The sequence below is a fragment of the Nodosilinea sp. LEGE 07298 genome (assembly GCF_015207265.1).
Classification (GTDB): domain Bacteria; phylum Cyanobacteriota; class Cyanobacteriia; order Phormidesmidales; family Phormidesmidaceae; genus Nodosilinea.
Window position 1 is genome coordinate 1 of the sequence record NZ_JADEXE010000039.1, and the last position, 18,958, is coordinate 18,958.

Here is an 18,958-nt window from a genome sequence, read left to right on the forward strand (position 1 = left end):
GGAGTCGTCTGGATTGGCATGGCGACCGGGGCTTGAGTTTTCTGCAACTCGGTTTGCGGGAACTGGCTCGGCTTTGCTACGAGCGTTTGCCCTTGCCCATCCTCCAAGCCTTGCCTAAGGGCAATCCACCGCCCGCTTGCGCCTCTCAATGCAAGCGAGACGCCCTAGACTGTCGCATTGAGTTCGCTAAGGTCCTCACATTCTCATGGTGAGACTGCCCTAAGTTTTCTGCACCACTAAGGGAGACCTGTCTTAACCAGACTGGCCACAGCTATAACCTCACCCTTACAGTTGGCAACAATCTTTAAAACCAGGCCCTGTATTGTGATTTTGCCCGACGCAATGAACCGCCTTGCGGTGACGGTTATCGTGGCTCCTATGCCAAAAGAAGTAAGCTCTAACTCAACTCGAATTGCCTGCCAGTTTAAGGGTAAAAAAGACCAAAGAAACTTAGATAAAATTTGCACTATTGATATCGACTATGCCCAGGCGGTAGCTACCCCAAACACCCCCTATACCCAGCGCTCAGCCTGCACCTCAGCGATCGCTAAAAGAGATAGAAACAACCCCATAATGGCCCCCGCTAGGGTAGGATTTTGGTTGCGTCAGCTCGTTGATAGACTTTCATGCTAAATCGCTTCAAAATTGGAACACGCATTGGTGCTGGGTTTGGGCTGGGGCTAGTGATCTTAACGCTGCTCGGGACCGTTGCTTATCGAACCACCACCAGCCTGATTCGCAATGCCCAGCGGGAGAAGACGTCGTACCAGGTGTTGGGGTATCTCGACGAGCTAGAGGCTGAGCTAGCCAACGCCGAAACAGGCCAGCGGGGCTACCTGATTAGCGGCCAAGCTCAGTATCTAGAGCCTTACAACCAGGCCGTCGCAGAGGTCGACGCTCTATATGAGGCGCTAGGCCAGCTAACCCGCGACGACCCTGCTATTTACAACCAATTGATAGAACTCAGACCGCTAATCGACGCCCGGCTGAACAGACTGCAAGAGGGCATTCAGCGGCGCAATGTCGGCGGGTTCGCGGCGGCGCAAGACTTTGTATTGACGGATGAGGGGCGACAGCTGATGGAGCAGCTCCGCAATCAGATCGCGGAGCTGAGGCTAGAGGAAGAGGACCTGCTGGAGGAGCGAGCCGAGCGATCGCAGCTGTCGGCTCAGCAGACTCTCTATACAATCGCCGTTGGCATTCCGGCCTCGTTTATTTTGCTATCGCTGGTGGGCTGGGCGCTGTCGCGCAATATTTCTGACCCTCTGCGCGAGCTTTCAGACACCGCCGAACGGTTGGCAGCTGGTGATTTAGCGATCGACTTGCCCAACAGCACATCCCAGGACGAAACCGGCATACTGACCCGCACCTTCAACCAAATGGTAACCAATCTGCGGGAAACCATTCGAGCCAACGAAGAACAGCGCTGGCTGAAGTCTAACCTGGCCGATTTATCGCGACAGCTGCAGGGTGAGCGCAGCCTCGAAACGCTGGCGAACCTGGTGTTGACTTACATTGCCCCCTTGGTAGAAGCGCAGCAGGGCCTTGTGTATCTGCTCGATCCTAATCACGAACCGCCCCGGCTCAAGCTGCTCAGCAGCTATGCCTACCAAGAGCGCAAACACCTCTCAAACGAGTTTGCCCTGGGCGAGGGGTTGGTAGGGCAGTGTGCCTTAGAACAGCAGCGCATTTTACTGACCGAGGTGCCCCCCGACTACATCCGCATTCGATCGGGGCTGGGCGCAGCGCCGCCGCTCAACATTGTGGTGCTGCCGGTGATGTTTGAGCACCAGGTTCAAGGGGTGATTGAACTGGCCTCTTTTCAACGATTTACCGATCTGCAGCTCACCTTCTTAGAAGAGGCCAGCGGGGTGGCAGGGGTGATGATCAACGCGATCGCCGCCTACCTGCAAACCCAGCAGCTGTTAGAGCAATCGCAGATTTTGACCGAAGAACTGCGCCAGCAGCAGGAAGAACTGCTGCACAGCAATCAGCTGCTCGAAGAGCGCACCCAGTCTCTACAAGAATCAGAGTACGTTTTGCAGCAGCAGCAGGAAGAACTACAGCAGTCGAACGAAGAACTGCAGCAGCAGCAGGAAGAACTACAGCAGTCGAACGAAGAACTGCAGCAGCTCAACGAAGAAATGGAAGAAAAAGCCGAGCTGCTCGAAACGCAAAAGCAGCAGGTCGAGCGTAAAAATCAAGAGATTGAGCTGGCCCGTCAGGCCCTAGAAGACCAGGCCACTCAGCTAGCCCAATCGTCGCGCTACAAGTCAGAATTTCTGGCCAATATGTCCCACGAGCTGCGCACGCCGCTGAACAGCCTGCTGATTTTGGCCCAGATGCTCAGCACCAACAGTGACGGCAACCTGACCGAAAAGCAGGTTGAGTATAGCCGCACGATTCATTCTGCCGGGGCCGACTTGCTCGATCTGATCAACGACATTCTCGATATGGCCAAAATCGAGTCGGGCACGATGCAGGTGGCGGTCGAAGCCCTACCTTTTACAGCCATTCAGCTGGAGCTGGTCCGCACCTTTGAGCCGCTGGCTGCCAGCAAAGGGCTGCGGTTTGAGATTGTGCTCGATGACGCGCTGCCCTCCAGCCTCTCGACCGACCCCAGGCGACTACAGCAAATTCTCAAAAACCTGCTCTCTAACGCCATCAAGTTTACCGATCGCGGCAGTGTTACCGTGCACATTTCCCTGCTCGACGGTGACCAGGTGGCCTTTGCCGTCAGCGATACCGGCATTGGCATTGCGCCCGAAAAACAGCAGAGCATTTTTGGCGCATTTCAGCAGGCCGATGGCACCACCAGCCGCAAGTACGGCGGTACCGGCCTAGGGTTGTCGATTAGCCTGCAGCTGGCTCAACTGCTGGGCGGAATGCTAGATCTGCAAAGTCAGCCCGATCGCGGCAGTACATTTACCCTCCATCTGCCCCTGCACTACGTAGCCCCTGCCAATGATGAGATCGGGCCGTCCGTGCCACCGGAAGAGCTTCCGGCGGCCACCCCTGCACCGCAGCCCGCTGCAACGGTAGGCGATCGCCTGGAGCGATCGCTGTCGCCCCTGCCCGACACCTTAGCGGATGACCGAACCCAGGTACAGGCGGATGGAAATGCTTCTGACCAGGTCTTGCTGGTAATTGAGGATGACCCCAACTTTGCCCGCATTTTGCTCGATATGGCGCGGGGGCAGGGGTTTAAGGTGCTGGTTGCCCTCGAAGGCCAGAGCGGCCTAGCGATGGCTCAGCGGTTTGGACCCAGTGCCATTACCCTCGACCTGCATTTGCCCGACATGGATGGTCTAGCTGTGCTTGAACAGCTCAAGCACGACCCCATGACCCGCCATATTCCGGTGCACGTGATGACGGTGAATGACCAGCAGCAGCGGGAGTTTCAGATGGGGGCGATCGCGCACATTCAAAAACCCGTTGCGCCCGAGGTGCTGACTCAAACCCTGATTGATATCAAGCAGTTTGTCGAACGGCGGGTGCGCTACCTGCTGGTGATCGAAGACGACCCGGTGCAGGCCCAAAGCATTATTGAGCTGATTGGCGGCCCAGAGGTGACCAGTACCGCTGTACATACGGGGGCGGCGGCCTTAGCGACCCTGCGATCGCAGCCCTGCGACTGCATCGTGCTCGATCTGGGCCTGCCCGATATGAACGGCTTTGACTTGATCGAGCAGATCAAGCAGGATCCGGCCCTGGTGCGGTTGCCGATCATTGTCTACACCGGCAAAGACTTGACCGAAGCCGAAGCGACCCAGCTGCGCCGCCTGGCTGAGACCATCATTATTAAAGATGTGCGATCGCCCGAGCGGCTGCTAGATGAAACCGCTCTGTTTTTGCACCGCGTGCAGGCCAAACTGCCGCCGGGTCAGCAGCAAATGCTAGAGCGATTGCAGCACAGTGACCCGGCCTTGGCGGGCAAAAAGGTGCTGATTGTCGATGACGATGTGCGCAATGTGTTTGCCCTTACCAGCTTGCTCGAACAGTACGATATGGACGTGGTGTTTGCCGAAAATGGCCGCGACGGCCTTCAAACGCTGAGAGCCAACCCCGATGTCGGACTGGTGCTGATGGATGTGATGATGCCCGAGCTAGACGGCTACGAAACAACCCGCCTGATTCGCCAGCAGGATCAGTTTCGATCGCTGCCAATTATTGCGCTGACCGCCAAAGCCATGCAGGGCGATCGCGAGAAGTGTATCGAGGCCGGAGCCTCAGACTACATCACCAAACCCATCGATACCGAACAACTGCTAACCCTGCTGCGCCTGTGGTTATACACCTAATCTGAGCCTAAAATCCTCTCTTTGAGATACTGTCTAGCCAAAGGATTAAGCGACAATAGATCTAAAGCGTGATGGGTTTTAATCTAAACCTGTGCATAGCACTCACGCTTTAGGCCAGTTGTTCGAACCAGTTGTGCGAGATTAGTGGGTATCTTAAAGCCAGACGATGTGGATATTCACTTGCTGATAGAGGGGCTATATCATCGGTATGGCTACGATTTTCGTAACTATGCCAAGGCGTCTCTAAAGCGCCGCATACAGAGCTTTTTGAAGTCCGAAGGGCTTTCTAGCGTACCCGAACTGCAGGTTAAGATGCTGGGCGATCGCGCCTGTGCCGATCGCCTGCTGCTAGGGCTAACGGTTAATACAACGGCCATGTTTCGCGACCCTAGTTTTTATATCGCCTTTCGGCAGCAGGTAGTACCGCTGTTGCGCACCTACCCCTTCTTTCGAATTTGGCACGCAGGCTGCTCTACCGGGCAAGAAGTCTATTCTATGGCCATTCTTCTACAGGAAGAAGGGCTTTACCCCCGCTGCCGCATCTACGCTACCGACGCCAACGAAAAGGTTTTGCAAACGGCCAGACAGGGCATCTATCCGTCCAAACAAATGCAGGAGTATACCCACCTGTACTTGAAGGCAGGCGGGCGTCGTAGCTTTTCCGAATATTATACGGCCCGTTACAACAGCGTTATTTTGCGCCCTTTTTTGCGGGAAAGAATTGTCTTTGGCGAACACAATTTAGTCACCGATGGTTCCTTTAATGAATTTAATGTCATTATCTGCCGCAACGTGCTGATTTACTTTAACCAGGCGCTGCAGAATCAGGTGCATGAGCTGTTCTACAACAGCTTATGTAAATTTGGCGTACTCGGCTTGGGCAAGCAAGAGACCATTCGGTTTACTAAGTATGAAATGGCTTACGACGATTTAGCAAAAGCTGAAAAGCTATACAGGAGGCGGAGTTAGTGGCCTACGAACTAATTGCCATAGGCACCTCCTTAGGGGGGTTGTCGGCTTTAAAAACTTTGCTAAGATCGCTCCCTACAGCGTTTCCTGCCGCCCTGGCGATCGTTCAACACCGGCATAAAGAGTCCGATCAGGGTCTGAGTTCTTTTCTGCAAAAGTTTACGGTTTTGCCTGTGCATGAAGTCGAAGACAAAGAACGTATCCAGCCTGGCCACGTTTATTTTGCCCCCCCTGACTATCATCTGCTGGTAGAATATGGGTATTTTTCGCTCTCTGTTGATGAGCCGGTTTGCTATGCGCGTCCATCTATTGATGTGTTGTTAGAGTCGGCGGCAGACGTTTACAACGAGCGAGCTATTGGCGTTCTTTTGACTGGGGCCAATCACGATGGGGTGCAGGGGTTGTCGTCACTCAAGGCGCAGGGAGGGGTGACCATTGTGCAAGCGCCAAACACTGCAGAAAGCCCGATTTTACCTACCGCTGCGATCGCAGCCGTCAATGTCGACTGGGTTTTACCGCTGGCCGATATTGCGCCTCGCCTCATTCACCTTTGCCCAGCAGCGGGAGTATAGGCATGCCAACCGAATCTCCAGTCAACATTTTGCTAGTAGATGATCAGCCCGAAAACCTGGTGGCGCTAGAGGCTATTTTGGGCGATTTGGGGGCAAACCTGGTTAAGTCAACCTCGGGTCAAGAGGCGCTGCGCTGTCTGCTGCAAGATGACTTTGCGCTGATTTTGCTAGATGTGCAAATGCCCCAGATGGATGGTTTTGAGGTAGCGACTTTGATTCGGCGGCGACCGCGATCGCAGGATACCCCAATCATCTTTCTGACCGCCTTTAGCAGCAGCGAACAGTTTATGTTTAAGGGGTATGCCCTAGGTGCGGTTGACTACCTACTCAAGCCCATCGCGCCCAACGTTTTGCTGTCGAAGGTGGCTATTTTTATTGAGCTATTTAAAAAGACCGAGGCGCTGCGGCAAAAAACAGAAACCCTACAGCGCCAGGCCACCCAGCTAGAAGCCATCAATACCGAACTTCAGACCAGCGAAGAACGATTTCGCCTGCTCAGCACCTGTTCTCCGGTGGGGGTATTTGTCACCGATACCGAGGGCCGCTGCGTCTACACCAATCCGCGGTTCCAAGTCATCTGTGGAGGTTCCCCAGAGCCTGCCCCAGGCCAGAAACTAGACCAGAGACCGAGCCAGAGTTGGTTAGACTCGGTCCATCCTGACGACCTGGCTGCGGCGCGATCGACCTGGACCGCCTACCTGCAAAACGGGCAAGACTACGTCCAAGAGTTTCGCCTGCGGCCCAGGGGCGAGACCGACCGTTGGGCTTCAGTTCGCTCCGCCCGTATGGTGTCTGAGCAAAAAAACTTTTTGGGCTACGTGGGCACCGTTGAAGACATTACCGAGCGCAAGCAGGCCGAAGCCGCCAATGCCCAAATCATTCGTGAGCAGGCGGCTCGTCAGGAAGCCGAGACCGCTAACCGCATGAAAGATGATTTCATTGCGGTGCTGTCCCACGAACTGCGCACGCCGCTAAACTCAATTTTGGGATGGGCAAATCTGCTGCAGGCCGGCAAGCTGGATCCGCCAAAAGTCGAGTACGCTATCGACACCATTGAGCGCAATGCCCTGGCCCAAAAACAGCTAATTGAAGACATTCTAGATGTTTCACAGATTGTGCGGGGCAAGCTACAGCTGTACCGTTTGCCGGTAGATATGGTTACGGTCGCCCAAACGGCCCTAGAAACCGTGCGACCTGCGGCAACGGCTAAGGCGATCGCCCTGACCACCAATTTTCACGACTACGATCGCCTGGAGGTGACAGGTGATGCCCTGCGGCTGCAGCAGGTGTTTTGGAATCTGCTCACCAATGCGGTCAAATTTACCCCCGAGCAGGGGCGAGTCGATATTCACTTGTCGGTCGTGGCCAGTTTGCCCAAAGGCAGGTTGCCCAGTGGCCCCTGTCCTCAAGATTACTCCCCGGCCCCGGCCTATGCTCAGCTGCGCATCACCGATACCGGACAGGGCATCGACGCCGACTTTTTGCCACACATCTTCGATCGCTTTCGGCAAGCCGACAGTAGCATCACCCGCTCCCAGGGGGGCCTGGGACTGGGGCTGGCAATCGTGCACCACCTAGTCGAGCAGCATCAGGGCTGCGTTTGGGCCGAAAGCGCTGGCCTCGACCAGGGGGCCGCGTTTACCGTTGCCCTGCCACTGGCGCATTCTACCTCCCCAACGCCACCGGCCCCTAACCTTCTGCTCGATGAACCCTCTACCCACGCCCTCAACGGCCTGCCAATTGTGGTTGTCGAAGATGACACCGACACCCGTGATTTACTGGCCTTTTTGCTGGAGGCTCAAGGGGCGGTAGTGACAACCACGGCTTCGGCCAAAGAAGGGCTGCACCTAGTTGACTCGATGCGGCCCGCCGTTTTGCTGTGCGACATCAGCATGCCCGACATGGATGGTTACACGCTAGTGCAAACGATTCGAACTCAGCTGCCTGCTCCCCAGGCGGATATTCCGGCGATCGCCATTACGGCCCACGCCCGCCTTTCCGACCAGGCTCAGGCGCTGGCGAATGGGTTTCAAAGTCACCTATCCAAGCCAATCGAGGCCGAAACCTTGATTCGCACCATTCTTCAGGTAACCAATTCAGGTCATGACCTCTCTAAGTCCGAGCAAGATTGAATCAGGGTCAGTGCGTTCAGTCGCGATCGCCGTTCCCCAGGGCAGCATCCAGACGCTAGTGGCCCAGACCGCTCAAGAGACTGCGCTACCGCCTGTGGTATTTGTTCACGGCATGGCCTGTAATGCCGATCTATGGCAGGCGCAGCTGGAAAAAACTGCCCAGAGCAGAGACGCGATCGCCATCTCCCTGCGGGGCCACGGCACCTCTACCCCACCCCCAGACGACGACTATTCCCCTGCGGCCTGTGCCGCCGACCTGTTTGCGGTGCTCGATGCCCTGGGATTAGAGCAAATTGCCCTGGTGGGCCACAGCTACGGCACCTCAGTTGCGATCGCCGCTGCCGCCGCCCAGCCCCAGCGCCTAACCCAGCTGATTTTGGTCGACCCACCCATTGACTGTACCCATTGCCCAGCCGATGTCTACGCGGCCCAGATTGCCCCCATGCAGGCCGATATGCTGGGTAAGGGCTGGCGATCGGTGCTAACGCAATCCTTTCGCCAGGCGCTGATGGGGGGTACCCCAGAAACCCACGCCGAAATTTTGACCCGCCTCGATCAAACCCCCGAGGCGGCGCTACGCGGCACCAGTCGCGAGCTATTTACCTTCCCAGCCCTAGATGGTCTCGATACCTACCTGGCCTCGCCTGGGGCAAATGCCCACGTTATTCTAGCCGCCGCAAAGGCCATGCCCTTTAGCCTGCACGTGCTGCGTCCGGCTCTGTCGACGACAACAATTCCCAATACGGGGCACTGGCTGATGCTCGATGCGCCAAAGGCCTTTGACCAAGCGCTCAACAGCTGCCTGGCAACCGGTTGATTAGCTCTGCGCCCCATAGCCCGACGCTAGTGAGGCCCATTCATAGGAGAAATAGCATTCGCCCACGGTGTTGATTGGATTAAAGGGGATTGATTTTGGATCTGACCCAGGCGCGAAAGTTGATTTTGGCCTCAACTTCATCCACCTGACAGGCGGCTAAGAATTGATAGAGATCGGCTTTGGCACTGCTGTCAGCTTAGCAAACCCGTAATTACCAGAAATTGAGTTTCGAATGGCCGTCACCCCTCAACCCTGAATCTCGACCAAAGCCGCTCGGTTTTCAAGACGAGGTAAAGAATTCTCTCAGAGCCCCCCATTTCGGTGTCATCTTAGTGAGAATCTAAACCGATGGGTCACCGGCCTGCGCGGCTCAGGGTGTTTCGGCAAACTCACGCTGACCACCGCTACCAAGGAGACTCACCCGATGAAACTGGCCTACTGGATGTATGCCGGCCCGGCGCATATTGGCACCCTGCGCATCGCCAGCTCGTTTAAAAACGTGCACGCGATCATGCACGCGCCATTGGGAGATGACTATTTCAACGTCATGCGATCGATGCTGGAACGGGAGCGCGACTTTACTCCCGTCACCGCCAGCATTGTCGATCGCAATGTTTTAGCGCGCGGCTCCCAAGAAAAGGTGGTCGACAATATCGTGCGCAAAGACAAAGAAGAGCGCCCCGACCTGATTGTGCTCACCCCCACCTGCACCTCCAGCATTCTGCAAGAAGACCTGGCGAACTTTGTGCAGCGGGCCAGCCTCGATGCCCAGGGCGATGTCATGCTGGCCGACGTCAACCACTACCGCGTCAACGAGCTACAGGCTGCCGATCGCACCCTGCAGCAAATCGTGCAGTTCTACCTGCAAAAAGCCCGCAAGCAGGGCACCCTGCCGGAGGGCAAAACCGAGAAGCCCTCGGTCAACATTATCGGTATGACCACCCTGGGCTTCCACAACAACCACGACTGCCGCGAGCTGCGCACCCTAATGGCCCAGCTCGGCATTGAGGTCAACCTGGTCATGCCTGAAGGGGCCAGCGTCCACGACATCCAGAACATGGGCCGGGCCTGGTTTAACCTGGTGCCCTACCGCGAAGTGGGGCCGCTGACAGCCGAATACCTGAAAGACGAGCTGGGCACGCCCTATGTCGACATCACCCCGATGGGCATTGTCGAAACCGCCCGCTGCATTCGCGCCATTCAGGCGGTGCTGAACGAGCAGGGATCCGACGTTAACTACGACGAATTCATCGACGAGCAGACTCGGTTTGTGTCTCAGGCGGCCTGGTTCTCGCGATCGATCGACTGTCAAAACCTGACCGGCAAAAAGGCGGTCGTGTTTGGCGACAGCACTCACGCCGCTGCCATGACCAAAATTTTGGCGCGGGAGATGGGCATTCACGTAGTGCTGGCGGGCACCTACTGCAAGTGCGACGCCGACTGGTTCACCGCCGAGGTGGGCGAGTACTGCGACGAAATTTTGATCAGTGAGGATAACGGGGCGATCGGCGATCGCATTGCCCAGCTTGAGCCCGCCGCCATCTTCGGCACCCAAATGGAGCGCCACGTGGGCAAGCGGCTAGATATCCCCTGCGGCGTGATTGCCGCCCCCATCCACATTCAAAATTTTCCGGTGGGGTATCGTCCGTTTATGGGCTACGAAGGGGCTAACCAGATTGTCGACCTGGTGTACAACTCGTTTACCCTGGGCATGGAAGACCACCTGCTGGAGTTCTTTGGCGGTCACGACACCAAAGAGATCCTCACTAAAACCATGAGTGCCGATGCCGCCGTCGAAGCTGGCTTCGGCTGGAGCACCGATGGCCTAGCCGAACTGCAAAAAATCCCCGGCTTTGTACGCGGCAAGGTGAAGCGCAATACCGAAAAGTTTGCCCGCGACCAGGGCATCGACAGCATCACCGCCGAGGTGCTCTACGCCGCTAAGGAGGCGGTGGGAGCGTAGGGTATCGGGTTTACGGTATACGGTTCACGGTGCAAGGTAAAACCGTGAACCGTATACCTAACACCGTAAACCCAAAACCTAGCTACCCTCGCAGCCCACCCAGGTGCCCTGGTCTTCGTACACAAAGGGAGAACCGGTCTCACAGAGCACTGAGATAGCGCTCTGGGGTCCAGGAATAGTTACCTGAGACACAGTGCCGCCTACGGGACCGGGCACATCAGATAGCTCAGGCTCGGCAGGGGAAGACTCTAGCTCCACAGTGCCACTAGGGGTAGCTGTTTCACAGCCGACCCAGTCCATACCCATGTCGCTGTAGGCAAACGGGGTAAACCCCTCCTGATTGCAGGTCACTAGCACCGCGCTCTCGGGGCCGGGCAGTCTGAGCTGTTTCACGGTGCCGCCAGCGGGGCTTTCGACATCGCCAAAAAATACATCAATGGTAGCGCCAGGTCCTTCGGTGGCAGGAGTTTCAGGAGCAGGGGCATTGGGGTCGAGCACTTCGACTGGAGTGGTGCAGCCCACGGCACCACTCAGGCAGAGTGCTGCCGCTGCGCCCAGGCGACCCCAGGCCGCCGCAGACACCCTAGCACCGGGTAGACGAAAAAAAGCCATAGCAAAACTACCTGTTGAAAGAACATTTTTCAGCATTGAGCATTATAAACACTTTGACAATCCGCAGCTTAAGTTGCTAAAGATACGTTTTGGGGCAAGTAAGCTTTTTTTAGTGCCAAAAAACCTGCTAGCTTTGACAGATTGCTTCAGGCTCCGCTGCCTGCTGGCTGAGCTAATATCTCACGACCAGGCGATCGCGCGTCCTGCGATCGCAAAGATTCATCAGCAGCGGCAGCGGCCTCAAACCAAGGCAACCTATGATGGCACTAGTGACGGCCCTACTCCCTTTTGCTAGTGCGTAGCCATGACCCCAACTGACCCAGCGCCCACCTCACCTCCTAGCAGCGGTAGTACCGCCAAGTGGGTGGCGATCGGCTGTGGCGGCTGCCTGGGGCTAACGGTGCTAGCTGGATTAGCCTTGGCATTTTTCATCAATCGCACCCTGCGATTTGCCGTTGGCCCTGACCAAAGCCCCGGCGAAACCGAGGAGCTGTTTACCTACGCCATCCCCGGCGAGAGCCAGAGCATTTTTAACATGGGGATGTTTGGTCTACAGATAATTCAAGTCGCCAGTACCGACTCGCCGCCGTCGGTACTGCTGACGATGGGGCAGCTGCCTAGCTATCTTCAGGGTCGCGAGGCACAGCAAACTTTTGCCGAGCAGTTTCAGGACAGCGTTTCAACCCAAGGCAACTACCAGCTCGGTGAGCAGCGGTTAGAAGACCGCACCCTCTGTGGCCAGCCCGTGTCGGTGGTGATACAGTCGGGCAGCTTTTCAGACAGCAATACTACCTACGAAGCCGCTAGCTTGCTAACCTTTGTGGAGTACAACAACGACAATCGCTTTGCATGGGTGCTGGCCCATGGCGATACGCCCCAGGCTACCGCCGACCAGGTGTTTGCTACCCTCGACTGTCGTTGAGGCAAGCAGGTTTAGGGTACAAGGTGTCTGGTTTAGGGTAAACCCTTGTACCGGACACCTTGTACCCTAAACCCCTCATTTCACCTGCGTCACCCGCCAGCTCAGCTTTAGGTTGAGCCAAAAATTCCAGAAGGTGACGATTGCAATCGCCACCAAATTTGCCAGGTAGGCCCAGCGCTGGCCAAAGACCAGGTTGTAGACCACATTCAGCACCAGCACATTTAGCACCAGCCCCGCCAGGCAGACCAGGTTGAACTTGAGAAAGCGCTTTAGCCGTGCCGACCAGCCTCGCTGTAGCATGCTGACATCGGCAAAAGTCCAGGCATCATTCCAAATAAAGTTGTTGATAATCGCGACTTCAGCCGCCACAATCTTGCTGCGAGTCAGGGGCAGCCCCAGGGTGCTGTGCAGCAGGTAGAGAATCACCATATCGACCACCACGCCGCTCAGCCCAACTAGGCCAAAGCGCAAAAACCGCTGCATCGGGAACCGCTGGTGCAGCCGCGACAGCCGTCCGCCCAGCCGCAGCCGCAGCAGGTGATGAATGTAGTCAACATACTGTCGCCAGGTAACCTTGCTAGCTCCCTCCTGGCGTTCCTGAAACACGTAGCCCACCTCAGCGATGGTGTCGATGGTGCCACGCCCCAGCACCTCCAGCAAAATTTTGTAGCCTTTGGGGTTGAGCAGCGGGCCTGCGATCGCCTCTCGCCGCACCATAAAGTAGCCGCTCATGGGATCGCTCACTCGGCCCACCACCTGGGGCAGCAGCAGCAGCCCCACGGTCTGTGCTCCCCGTGATAGCACCCGCCGGGTCAGGCTCCACTCGCTGACGCCACCGCCCTCCACATGGCGACTGCCGACTGCCAAATCGGCACCCTGCTGGATGGCTTCTAACAGCCCGACCAACACCTCGGGGGGATGCTGTAAATCGGCATCGATAACGCCTAAGATTTGCCCTCGGGCGATCTGCCACCCGCGTATCACCGCCGAAGAAAGTCCCCGTTCCTCCAGCCGCCGCAGCACCCGCACCTGAGGGTAGGTAGCCTGCAATTCCAGGGCCGTAGTCCAGGTTAAGTCGGGGCTGTTGTCATCGACCACAATCAGCTCGTAGTCGTTGGGCAGCACGCCGTCGAGCAGAGCCGCTAAACGCTCGACCAAGGGAGCGATGTTTTGCCCCTCGTTGTAAGTCGGTATGGTCAGAGATAACGTCAGCGTTTGCAGCGCTGGGCTATGGTCTGTAGCACTAGGGGTAGCCGCCGATGCCGCCAAGGGTAAAATCTGCAGTGGGCCGCTAGGGCAAGACTCAAGCTTTTGCAACTGGGATGGAGGAATTAAGGCCACGGCGCAACACACCAACTCTTGCGGTAGCCCAAAGCCCAAAGCGCCACACGAATCTAGCGCCAATGCCTCAAGCCAACCGAAATTTTACATAAGCAATCATCCTACAGCAGTCGCTCCCCCACCGTAAATAATGGCGTGCTCAAGTAAAAAGCGATCCAGGAAGCTTTCACAATTTCAAATCCTGTGCTAGCGATCGGGCACAGCCAGCACCTGATACTAAATCCAAATCACACAACCCCAGTTCCACAAAGGCCAAACCGTAGGGGCAAATAGCATTTGCCCCACCAATTTAAGGAGTAACTCACCCCGTCGAATGTGTCTGAGGGAAGAGAGGGGCCATCATTTGGTTGCGTATTATACAGTGATCCATTGAGGAACTGATATGCAACGCCTAATCACCCGCTCTAGAGAATGGTTTAGTGACCGTCTGCGCGCGATCGCCCTGGTTAGCTTGGTCGGCATCATGGGCTGGCTCATGCTGGCCAGTCAGCCTGCCTACGCCGCCGAAGCCCAACGGGCTTCTACCCCAACCGTCGATAAGACCATGACTGCAGAACCCCGAGATCAGGCCTACGACGAGGCCCTAGAGGTGATTGACAACCCCAACGGGGTGCAAAATACCTACGAAGAAAATCTCAAACAGTACCGCCAGGAAAATCCTGACCAAGGTGGTGTCGTCGCAGGCGCTAAAGAATTGGTCGAGAAAATCACGCCCAACCGCAAATAAGGGATTGCCCAAAGTTTTGTGGGATAGCCGTCTAGTCAAGACAGGCAGGATGCCTATTCCCACAAGACATCTCAAAGTTTTGGCCAATCCGCTAATGAAAGGTCATACAAGTTTCTAATCGCCTGCCCGTAAAAGCCGCAAATCAGGGAATTTTTCAGCTACTACAACTGTCACAAGCGATGGCTCAGCCCCACAGCATCACTAATGCTAGGCAGCTGGTGCTCCTCTAGCTTGGCCAGCAGCCCTTTCAGCACTCGCCGCACCATCCAGGGGCCTTCGTAAACCCAGCCGGTGTAGACCTGAAGCAGAGTAGCCCCCGCGACAATTTTTTCCCAGGCATCAGCGGCGGTAAAGATACCCCCCACACCCACAATCGGCAGGCTGCCCCCGGTGCGCTGGTAGATGTAGTGAATCACCTCGGTTGATCGCTGGCGTAGAGGGGCACCGCTGATGCCGCCCGCCTCTTCTGCGACCCGGTTGCCGGTTTGTAGCAAGGTTTGGGTTTTGAGCCTTTCTTTGGCGATCGTGGTGTTGGTGGCAATTATGCCCGCCAGTTCATAGGCTTGGGCCAGTTCAACGACAGCGTCAATGTCGGGCCAGGCCAGGTCGGGAGCAATCTTGACCAGCAGCGGTTTGCCAGCGCTATTTTCTGCCTGCAATGCCGCCAAAATTGGGCCTAGCTGGTCGGCAGCCTGCAGCGATCTGAGCCCTGGCGTATTAGGTGACGACACATTCACCACAAAGTAGTCGCCGTAGGGGTAGAGCCGCTGAAAGCTCACTCGATAGTCATCAGCGGCATCGGCTAGCTCAGTCACCTTCGATTTACCCAAATTAATCCCAATCGGAATGCTGGGGCGATCGCTGTACCAGTAGGCGGCCAGGCGATCGGCCAGGGCCGCAGACCCCTGATTGTTAAAGCCCATACGGTTCAACACCGCCTCATCCTGCACCAGGCGAAACAGCCGGGGCTGCGGGTTGCCCGGCTGAGCATAGCAGGTGACCGTACCCAGTTCGGCAAAGCCAAAACCCAGCAGAGGCCAGGTCGGGGCCGCCGTTCCGTCTTTGTCGAAGCCCGCCGCTAGGCCCAAGGGGTTGGCAAAGGTCAGACCCCAGCAGGTTTGGGCCAAACGCGGGTCGCTGAGGCAAAACTGCTGCCGCAGCCACGGCCGGGCGCGGGCTGCCATCGGATGCTGGCCCGGCTGCCCCAGCCAGGTCAGCAGATTCATCGTGCGGTGGTGCAGAAATTCTGGGTCGAGCGTGACGCCATGAAATAAGAGCGGGCGCACAAGCTGGCGGTAAGGATCTTTCACAGACGGTAGTGGTAAATGCAAACGGCGGGCAGGGTAAACTGATATTCAGGCTAAAGGTACAACTCTGGCTGTCAGTGGCCTTTGCAACGATGGAGCACGCCAGATGAGCACAACGGTTAGCGGTCTTAAAGGGGGAGGTGAGGCGTTCGACTGTCACCTTACCCCATTAAAGCAGCCCTGGAGGCTAGCTTAGAGCCGCTTGGCAGATCTGGGTGGAGTCTACAGCAATCAAACCGCCATTGCCTGGCCAGTCTTAGTCTTACTAAGAACTAGCCGAGTGGACGGAAGGTGGTGCGATGAGCGTCCTAGGCAACTCTAGGGGGCTGACATTGGGTTAGCTTAAAACCCAGGCCAGTCTTTTTTGACTGATCTCTTCCCTGCAACCGAAGCGAGTGTTGACGCCAATGGCGCAATCCCAACCCCACGATTCTTCCTCCGACCGGCACGAGCATCAAATCATGGCTCTGTCGCGCATTCTCAAGGCGCTGCGGGGTGCCATAACGGCAGAGGAAGCCGTGACCCTGGCCCTCAACCATGTGCACCAGGAGTTTTCTTTTGAAGTGGCCTGGGTTGGCCTTTACGATCGAGTCAACCATCGTCTGGTGACAAAGGGCTGCCATAGCCCCCGCCAGATGCGTTCCATCCGTACCATGATCAACCTCACCCCTGGGGATGTGATGGAGCAGGTAGTGGTTCAGCAGCGGCCCCTGATCGTGGCCGACCTGCAAAACGAAATTCGGGCCGGAGAGTGGGGCACCATCGCCAAACAGCTCGCCCTGCAAAGCGCCATTTTTTTCCCAGTTAAGCGCCAGGAGGTTTGCTTTGGCCTGCTGGTGCTGGCCTCCCCCGACTGGGGTAAAAGTGCCTCTTTGGGTGAGCGCTCTTACCTGGCCATTGTGATGGGCGAGCTAGCCGAGGCGCTGCACCATTTTGAGTCTGAGCAGCAGCGCCTGCAGACCAAGCGCCTAGGGCAACCCCTGCTGGCCCTGATTGGTCGCCTGGGCAACCTGCCTGATATCGACAGTCAGCTCACAGAACTCGTGCGCGAAACCCAGCGATTTATTACCCCCCAGCGCACCCGAATTTTTTGGTTTGAGCCGAAGGGCAACTATTTTTGGCAGCGCACACCGGGGTCGGCGACTCGACCTGCCCTACCAGAGGACGATCGATCGCTGCATATTGCCGTCGACGAGGTGCGTGGCCTCTATCAGGCACTGGGCAACCAGCAGCTGGTAGTGGTAGGCGAAAGCCGGGGCGCACTCAAAAGCATCATTTCCGATCGCCTGATGCAGCAGCTCCGAGCCCAGTCGCTGATGATTGCCCCCATCAGCCGCCAGGGCGATCTGATGGGTTTTTTGTCGGTAGAAGGCACCGTACCGCGCATCTGGGAGGAGTCTGAAAAGCAGTTTCTCATCGGTGCTGCCCAGCTGCTCAGTGTGGCCTTACCCGCTGCCGTCGCCAAAGAAACCGGACGCCAAACCGAGCTTGATCAGCACCTCACCACCGGAGTGATTCAGGGCATCCACGGCGATGTTGACTGGCAGCAAACCCTGCAGACCTGCTTCACCGTACTGCAAGACCGGCTGGGCATTCAGCAGTTTTTTGTGCTGTTATTCAACCCCGATCGCAATGGTTACGACCTCTGCTTTCAAAGCCAGGCTGGTCGCCCCCGAGGGGTACCCATGCTGTGGCCCTGCCTCGATGATGTCGATTGGCAAATGCTAGAGCGCAGCCCGGCGGCCATCAGTATCGACAATCTCACCCACGAACTCAAGCTAATGGCCTGGCGGCCCCACCTGCTTGACCTGGGTGCCCAGGCGGTACTGGTAGGCAATGTCGCCCCTGGTAACGCCCCCGAGGGCATGGTGCTAATCTGCGACAGCATCAGCCGCCAGTGGACCACCACAGAGCAATCGCTATTTGAGGGGGTGGCCCGCCAGATTGGGGTAATTTTGCACCAGTGGCAGCTGCAGCGCCAGCTCGACCAGCAGCAGCATATTTATGAGTCGATTCAGTGGGGCCTACAGGCGCTTCATCAGGAGCTGAACCCTGACCAGCTCGAACAGGTTACTCTGCAGCATGTCATGCAGCTGCTGCATGGGTCGGCGGTACTGCTGGTGAGCTGGTCACCGGGTAGTGCTACAGCCACCGTGACGCAGATGGTGAGTCAAGATACCAGCGTTAGTGTCGATACCCATCACCTGATTCCGGTGGGGTCTGATGCCCTAGTTAACTGGGCGCTGCAAACCGACGGCATACTGCCCCTCTGCGTCGATGAGCTACCGACCGAAACCAGTGCCTGGTTTAGAGCGGTTGCGGGCAGTCGCCTCCTAATTACGGCTCTGAGAACAGCCCCATCGCACACGGTAACGGGCATAGCGGTGGCGGTGTCGCTGCCCCACCGTCAGTGGGCCAACCACCACTTCACGATCTTTAAGCTGCTGACTAGCCAGCTCGCCTGGTCGCAGCGACACCTGGCCATGACCACCATGCTCACTCAGCAACGCCAGGAGCTCGAAAACCTGAATTGGTACAAGCACCACCGCCTAGAAGACCTGTATCGCATGCTCGGTAAGCTAGCCCAGGATTTGGCCCACCTGCAGGCCAAAGACACCGCGATCGCAGGCGAGCTACAGCTGCTCCACGGTCAGATTGCCGCCGTCATGGAAAATGCTGAGGTGGTTCTGGTCGGCGAGCGCTGGCAGCTTCATTGCGAGCATCAGACCATGCCGCTGATTAGCCTACTCAATCGTCTGATCGAGCGCGTCAACCCCATTCTAGAAGCCCGCCAGCTCTGGTCTAAGGTTCACAACGAGAGCAACGTGGTGCTCGGGGGCGACATGCTCAAGCTCGAGCTGATTCTCTACGAAATCATGGCGGCCGCTTGCAACCGATCGCCCGTGGGAGGGCGCATTGACCTCTGGTGTCGGGTGCTCAACCTAGATTGGGTCGAGCTTTCGGTTACTGACGATGGGCAGTGTTTACCCCGCCTGCTGGACGAACTCAGCCAAAGTCAGCCGCTAGACGTGCTGGCCCCTTCGGTCCTAGATGGCCCACCGGGACTGCATCTAGCGATTTGCAAACTGCTGATCGATCAGCTTGGGGGTGAAATCAGCTTCTCTACCCTCGACGATGGCCGTACCCACAGCCGTGTTCTGCTGCCCCTAGCCGCCTACCCTGAACAGCACAAAACCAAACCGCTCATCCACTCAACTCCTCCCGCAGAAGCCAGCTATCCTAGCCCCACCTAGCGCAGCGATTAGAGTACGCCTATACAAATGTTACTGAAATG

General features: G+C 56.9%; 14 protein-coding genes and 1 pseudogene. 12 read left to right on the plus strand and 3 right to left on the minus strand.

Translation table 11 applies throughout. The features are described from left to right. From IQ273_RS33540 to bchB, 8 genes and pseudogenes are all read left to right on the plus strand, one after another. Positions 1–212, plus strand: a pseudogene (locus tag IQ273_RS33540) (IS4 family transposase); the annotation flags it as partial. A 79-nt stretch (positions 213–291) separates the two neighbouring features. Beyond that, entirely contained in the window at positions 292–633 is a 342-nt protein-coding gene (locus IQ273_RS07795; RefSeq protein WP_228052539.1) for a type II toxin-antitoxin system PemK/MazF family toxin, read from the plus strand. Then, entirely contained in the window at positions 627–4,301 is a 3,675-nt protein-coding gene (locus IQ273_RS07800; RefSeq protein WP_194022608.1) for a response regulator, read from the plus strand. Before IQ273_RS07795 ends, IQ273_RS07800 begins: the two co-directional genes overlap by 7 nt. Positions 4,302–4,445: 144 nt before the next feature. Further along, positions 4,446–5,270 (plus strand): protein-glutamate O-methyltransferase CheR, encoded by an 825-nt coding sequence (locus IQ273_RS07805; RefSeq protein WP_194022609.1) that lies wholly within the window; start codon positions 4,446–4,448, stop codon positions 5,268–5,270. Continuing rightward, complete coding sequence (locus tag IQ273_RS07810) at positions 5,270–5,842, plus strand: chemotaxis protein CheB (RefSeq protein ID WP_194022610.1); 573 nt, start codon at positions 5,270–5,272, stop codon at positions 5,840–5,842. Before IQ273_RS07805 ends, IQ273_RS07810 begins: the two co-directional genes overlap by 1 nt. 2 nt (positions 5,843–5,844) lie before the next feature. Continuing rightward, positions 5,845–7,974: a response regulator gene (locus tag IQ273_RS07815; RefSeq protein ID WP_194022611.1), complete on the plus strand. Its 2,130-nt coding sequence runs from the start codon at positions 5,845–5,847 to the stop codon at positions 7,972–7,974. Further along, positions 7,946–8,791 (plus strand): alpha/beta fold hydrolase, encoded by an 846-nt coding sequence (locus IQ273_RS07820; RefSeq protein ID WP_194022612.1) that lies wholly within the window; start codon positions 7,946–7,948, stop codon positions 8,789–8,791. The genes IQ273_RS07815 and IQ273_RS07820 overlap by 29 nt, the downstream gene beginning before the upstream one ends. A 424-nt stretch (positions 8,792–9,215) precedes the next feature. After that, complete coding sequence (gene bchB, locus IQ273_RS07825) at positions 9,216–10,754, plus strand: ferredoxin:protochlorophyllide reductase (ATP-dependent) subunit B (protein ID WP_194022613.1); 1,539 nt, start codon at positions 9,216–9,218, stop codon at positions 10,752–10,754. Between the two features lie 78 nt (positions 10,755–10,832). Here bchB and IQ273_RS07830 read toward each other — a convergent pair whose 3' ends face one another. Continuing rightward, complete coding sequence (locus IQ273_RS07830) at positions 10,833–11,366, minus strand: hypothetical protein (protein WP_194022614.1); 534 nt, start codon at positions 11,364–11,366, stop codon at positions 10,833–10,835. 133 nt (positions 11,367–11,499) lie between these two features. Between IQ273_RS07830 and IQ273_RS07835 the strand changes: the two genes are divergently transcribed. Both IQ273_RS07835 and IQ273_RS07840 read left to right on the plus strand, forming a co-directional pair. Further along, a complete protein-coding gene (locus IQ273_RS07835) occupies positions 11,500–11,661 on the plus strand; it encodes a hypothetical protein (RefSeq protein WP_194022615.1) in 162 nt (53 codons plus the stop codon). Between the two features lie 9 nt (positions 11,662–11,670). Next, the gene (locus IQ273_RS07840; RefSeq protein WP_194022616.1) at positions 11,671–12,288 is read left to right on the plus strand and encodes a hypothetical protein; all 618 of its coding nucleotides are present in this window, start codon (positions 11,671–11,673) and stop codon (positions 12,286–12,288) included. Between the two features lie 75 nt (positions 12,289–12,363). Here the strand turns inward: IQ273_RS07840 and IQ273_RS07845 are convergent, their stop codons facing one another. Beyond that, positions 12,364–13,629 carry a glycosyltransferase gene (locus IQ273_RS07845; RefSeq protein ID WP_313898042.1) on the minus strand — a complete coding sequence of 422 codons (1,266 nt, stop codon included), beginning with the start codon at positions 13,627–13,629 and terminating at the stop codon, positions 12,364–12,366. A gap of 382 nt (positions 13,630–14,011) precedes the next feature. Here IQ273_RS07845 and IQ273_RS07850 point away from each other — a divergent pair, with 382 nt between their 5' ends. Next, positions 14,012–14,356: a hypothetical protein gene (locus IQ273_RS07850; protein WP_194022617.1), complete on the plus strand. Its 345-nt coding sequence runs from the start codon at positions 14,012–14,014 to the stop codon at positions 14,354–14,356. A 170-nt stretch (positions 14,357–14,526) separates the two neighbouring features. Here the strand turns inward: IQ273_RS07850 and IQ273_RS07855 are convergent, their stop codons facing one another. Continuing rightward, on the minus strand, positions 14,527–15,666 hold the full coding sequence (locus IQ273_RS07855; RefSeq protein ID WP_194022618.1) for a quinone-dependent dihydroorotate dehydrogenase: 1,140 nt from the start codon (positions 15,664–15,666) through the stop codon (positions 14,527–14,529). 404 nt (positions 15,667–16,070) lie between these two features. On the opposite strand from IQ273_RS07855, the gene IQ273_RS07860 reads away from it, so the two are divergent. Then, positions 16,071–18,917, plus strand: a complete 2,847-nt coding sequence (locus tag IQ273_RS07860; protein ID WP_194022619.1) for a GAF domain-containing protein — start codon at positions 16,071–16,073, stop codon at positions 18,915–18,917. Positions 18,918–18,958 lie beyond the last annotated feature (41 nt).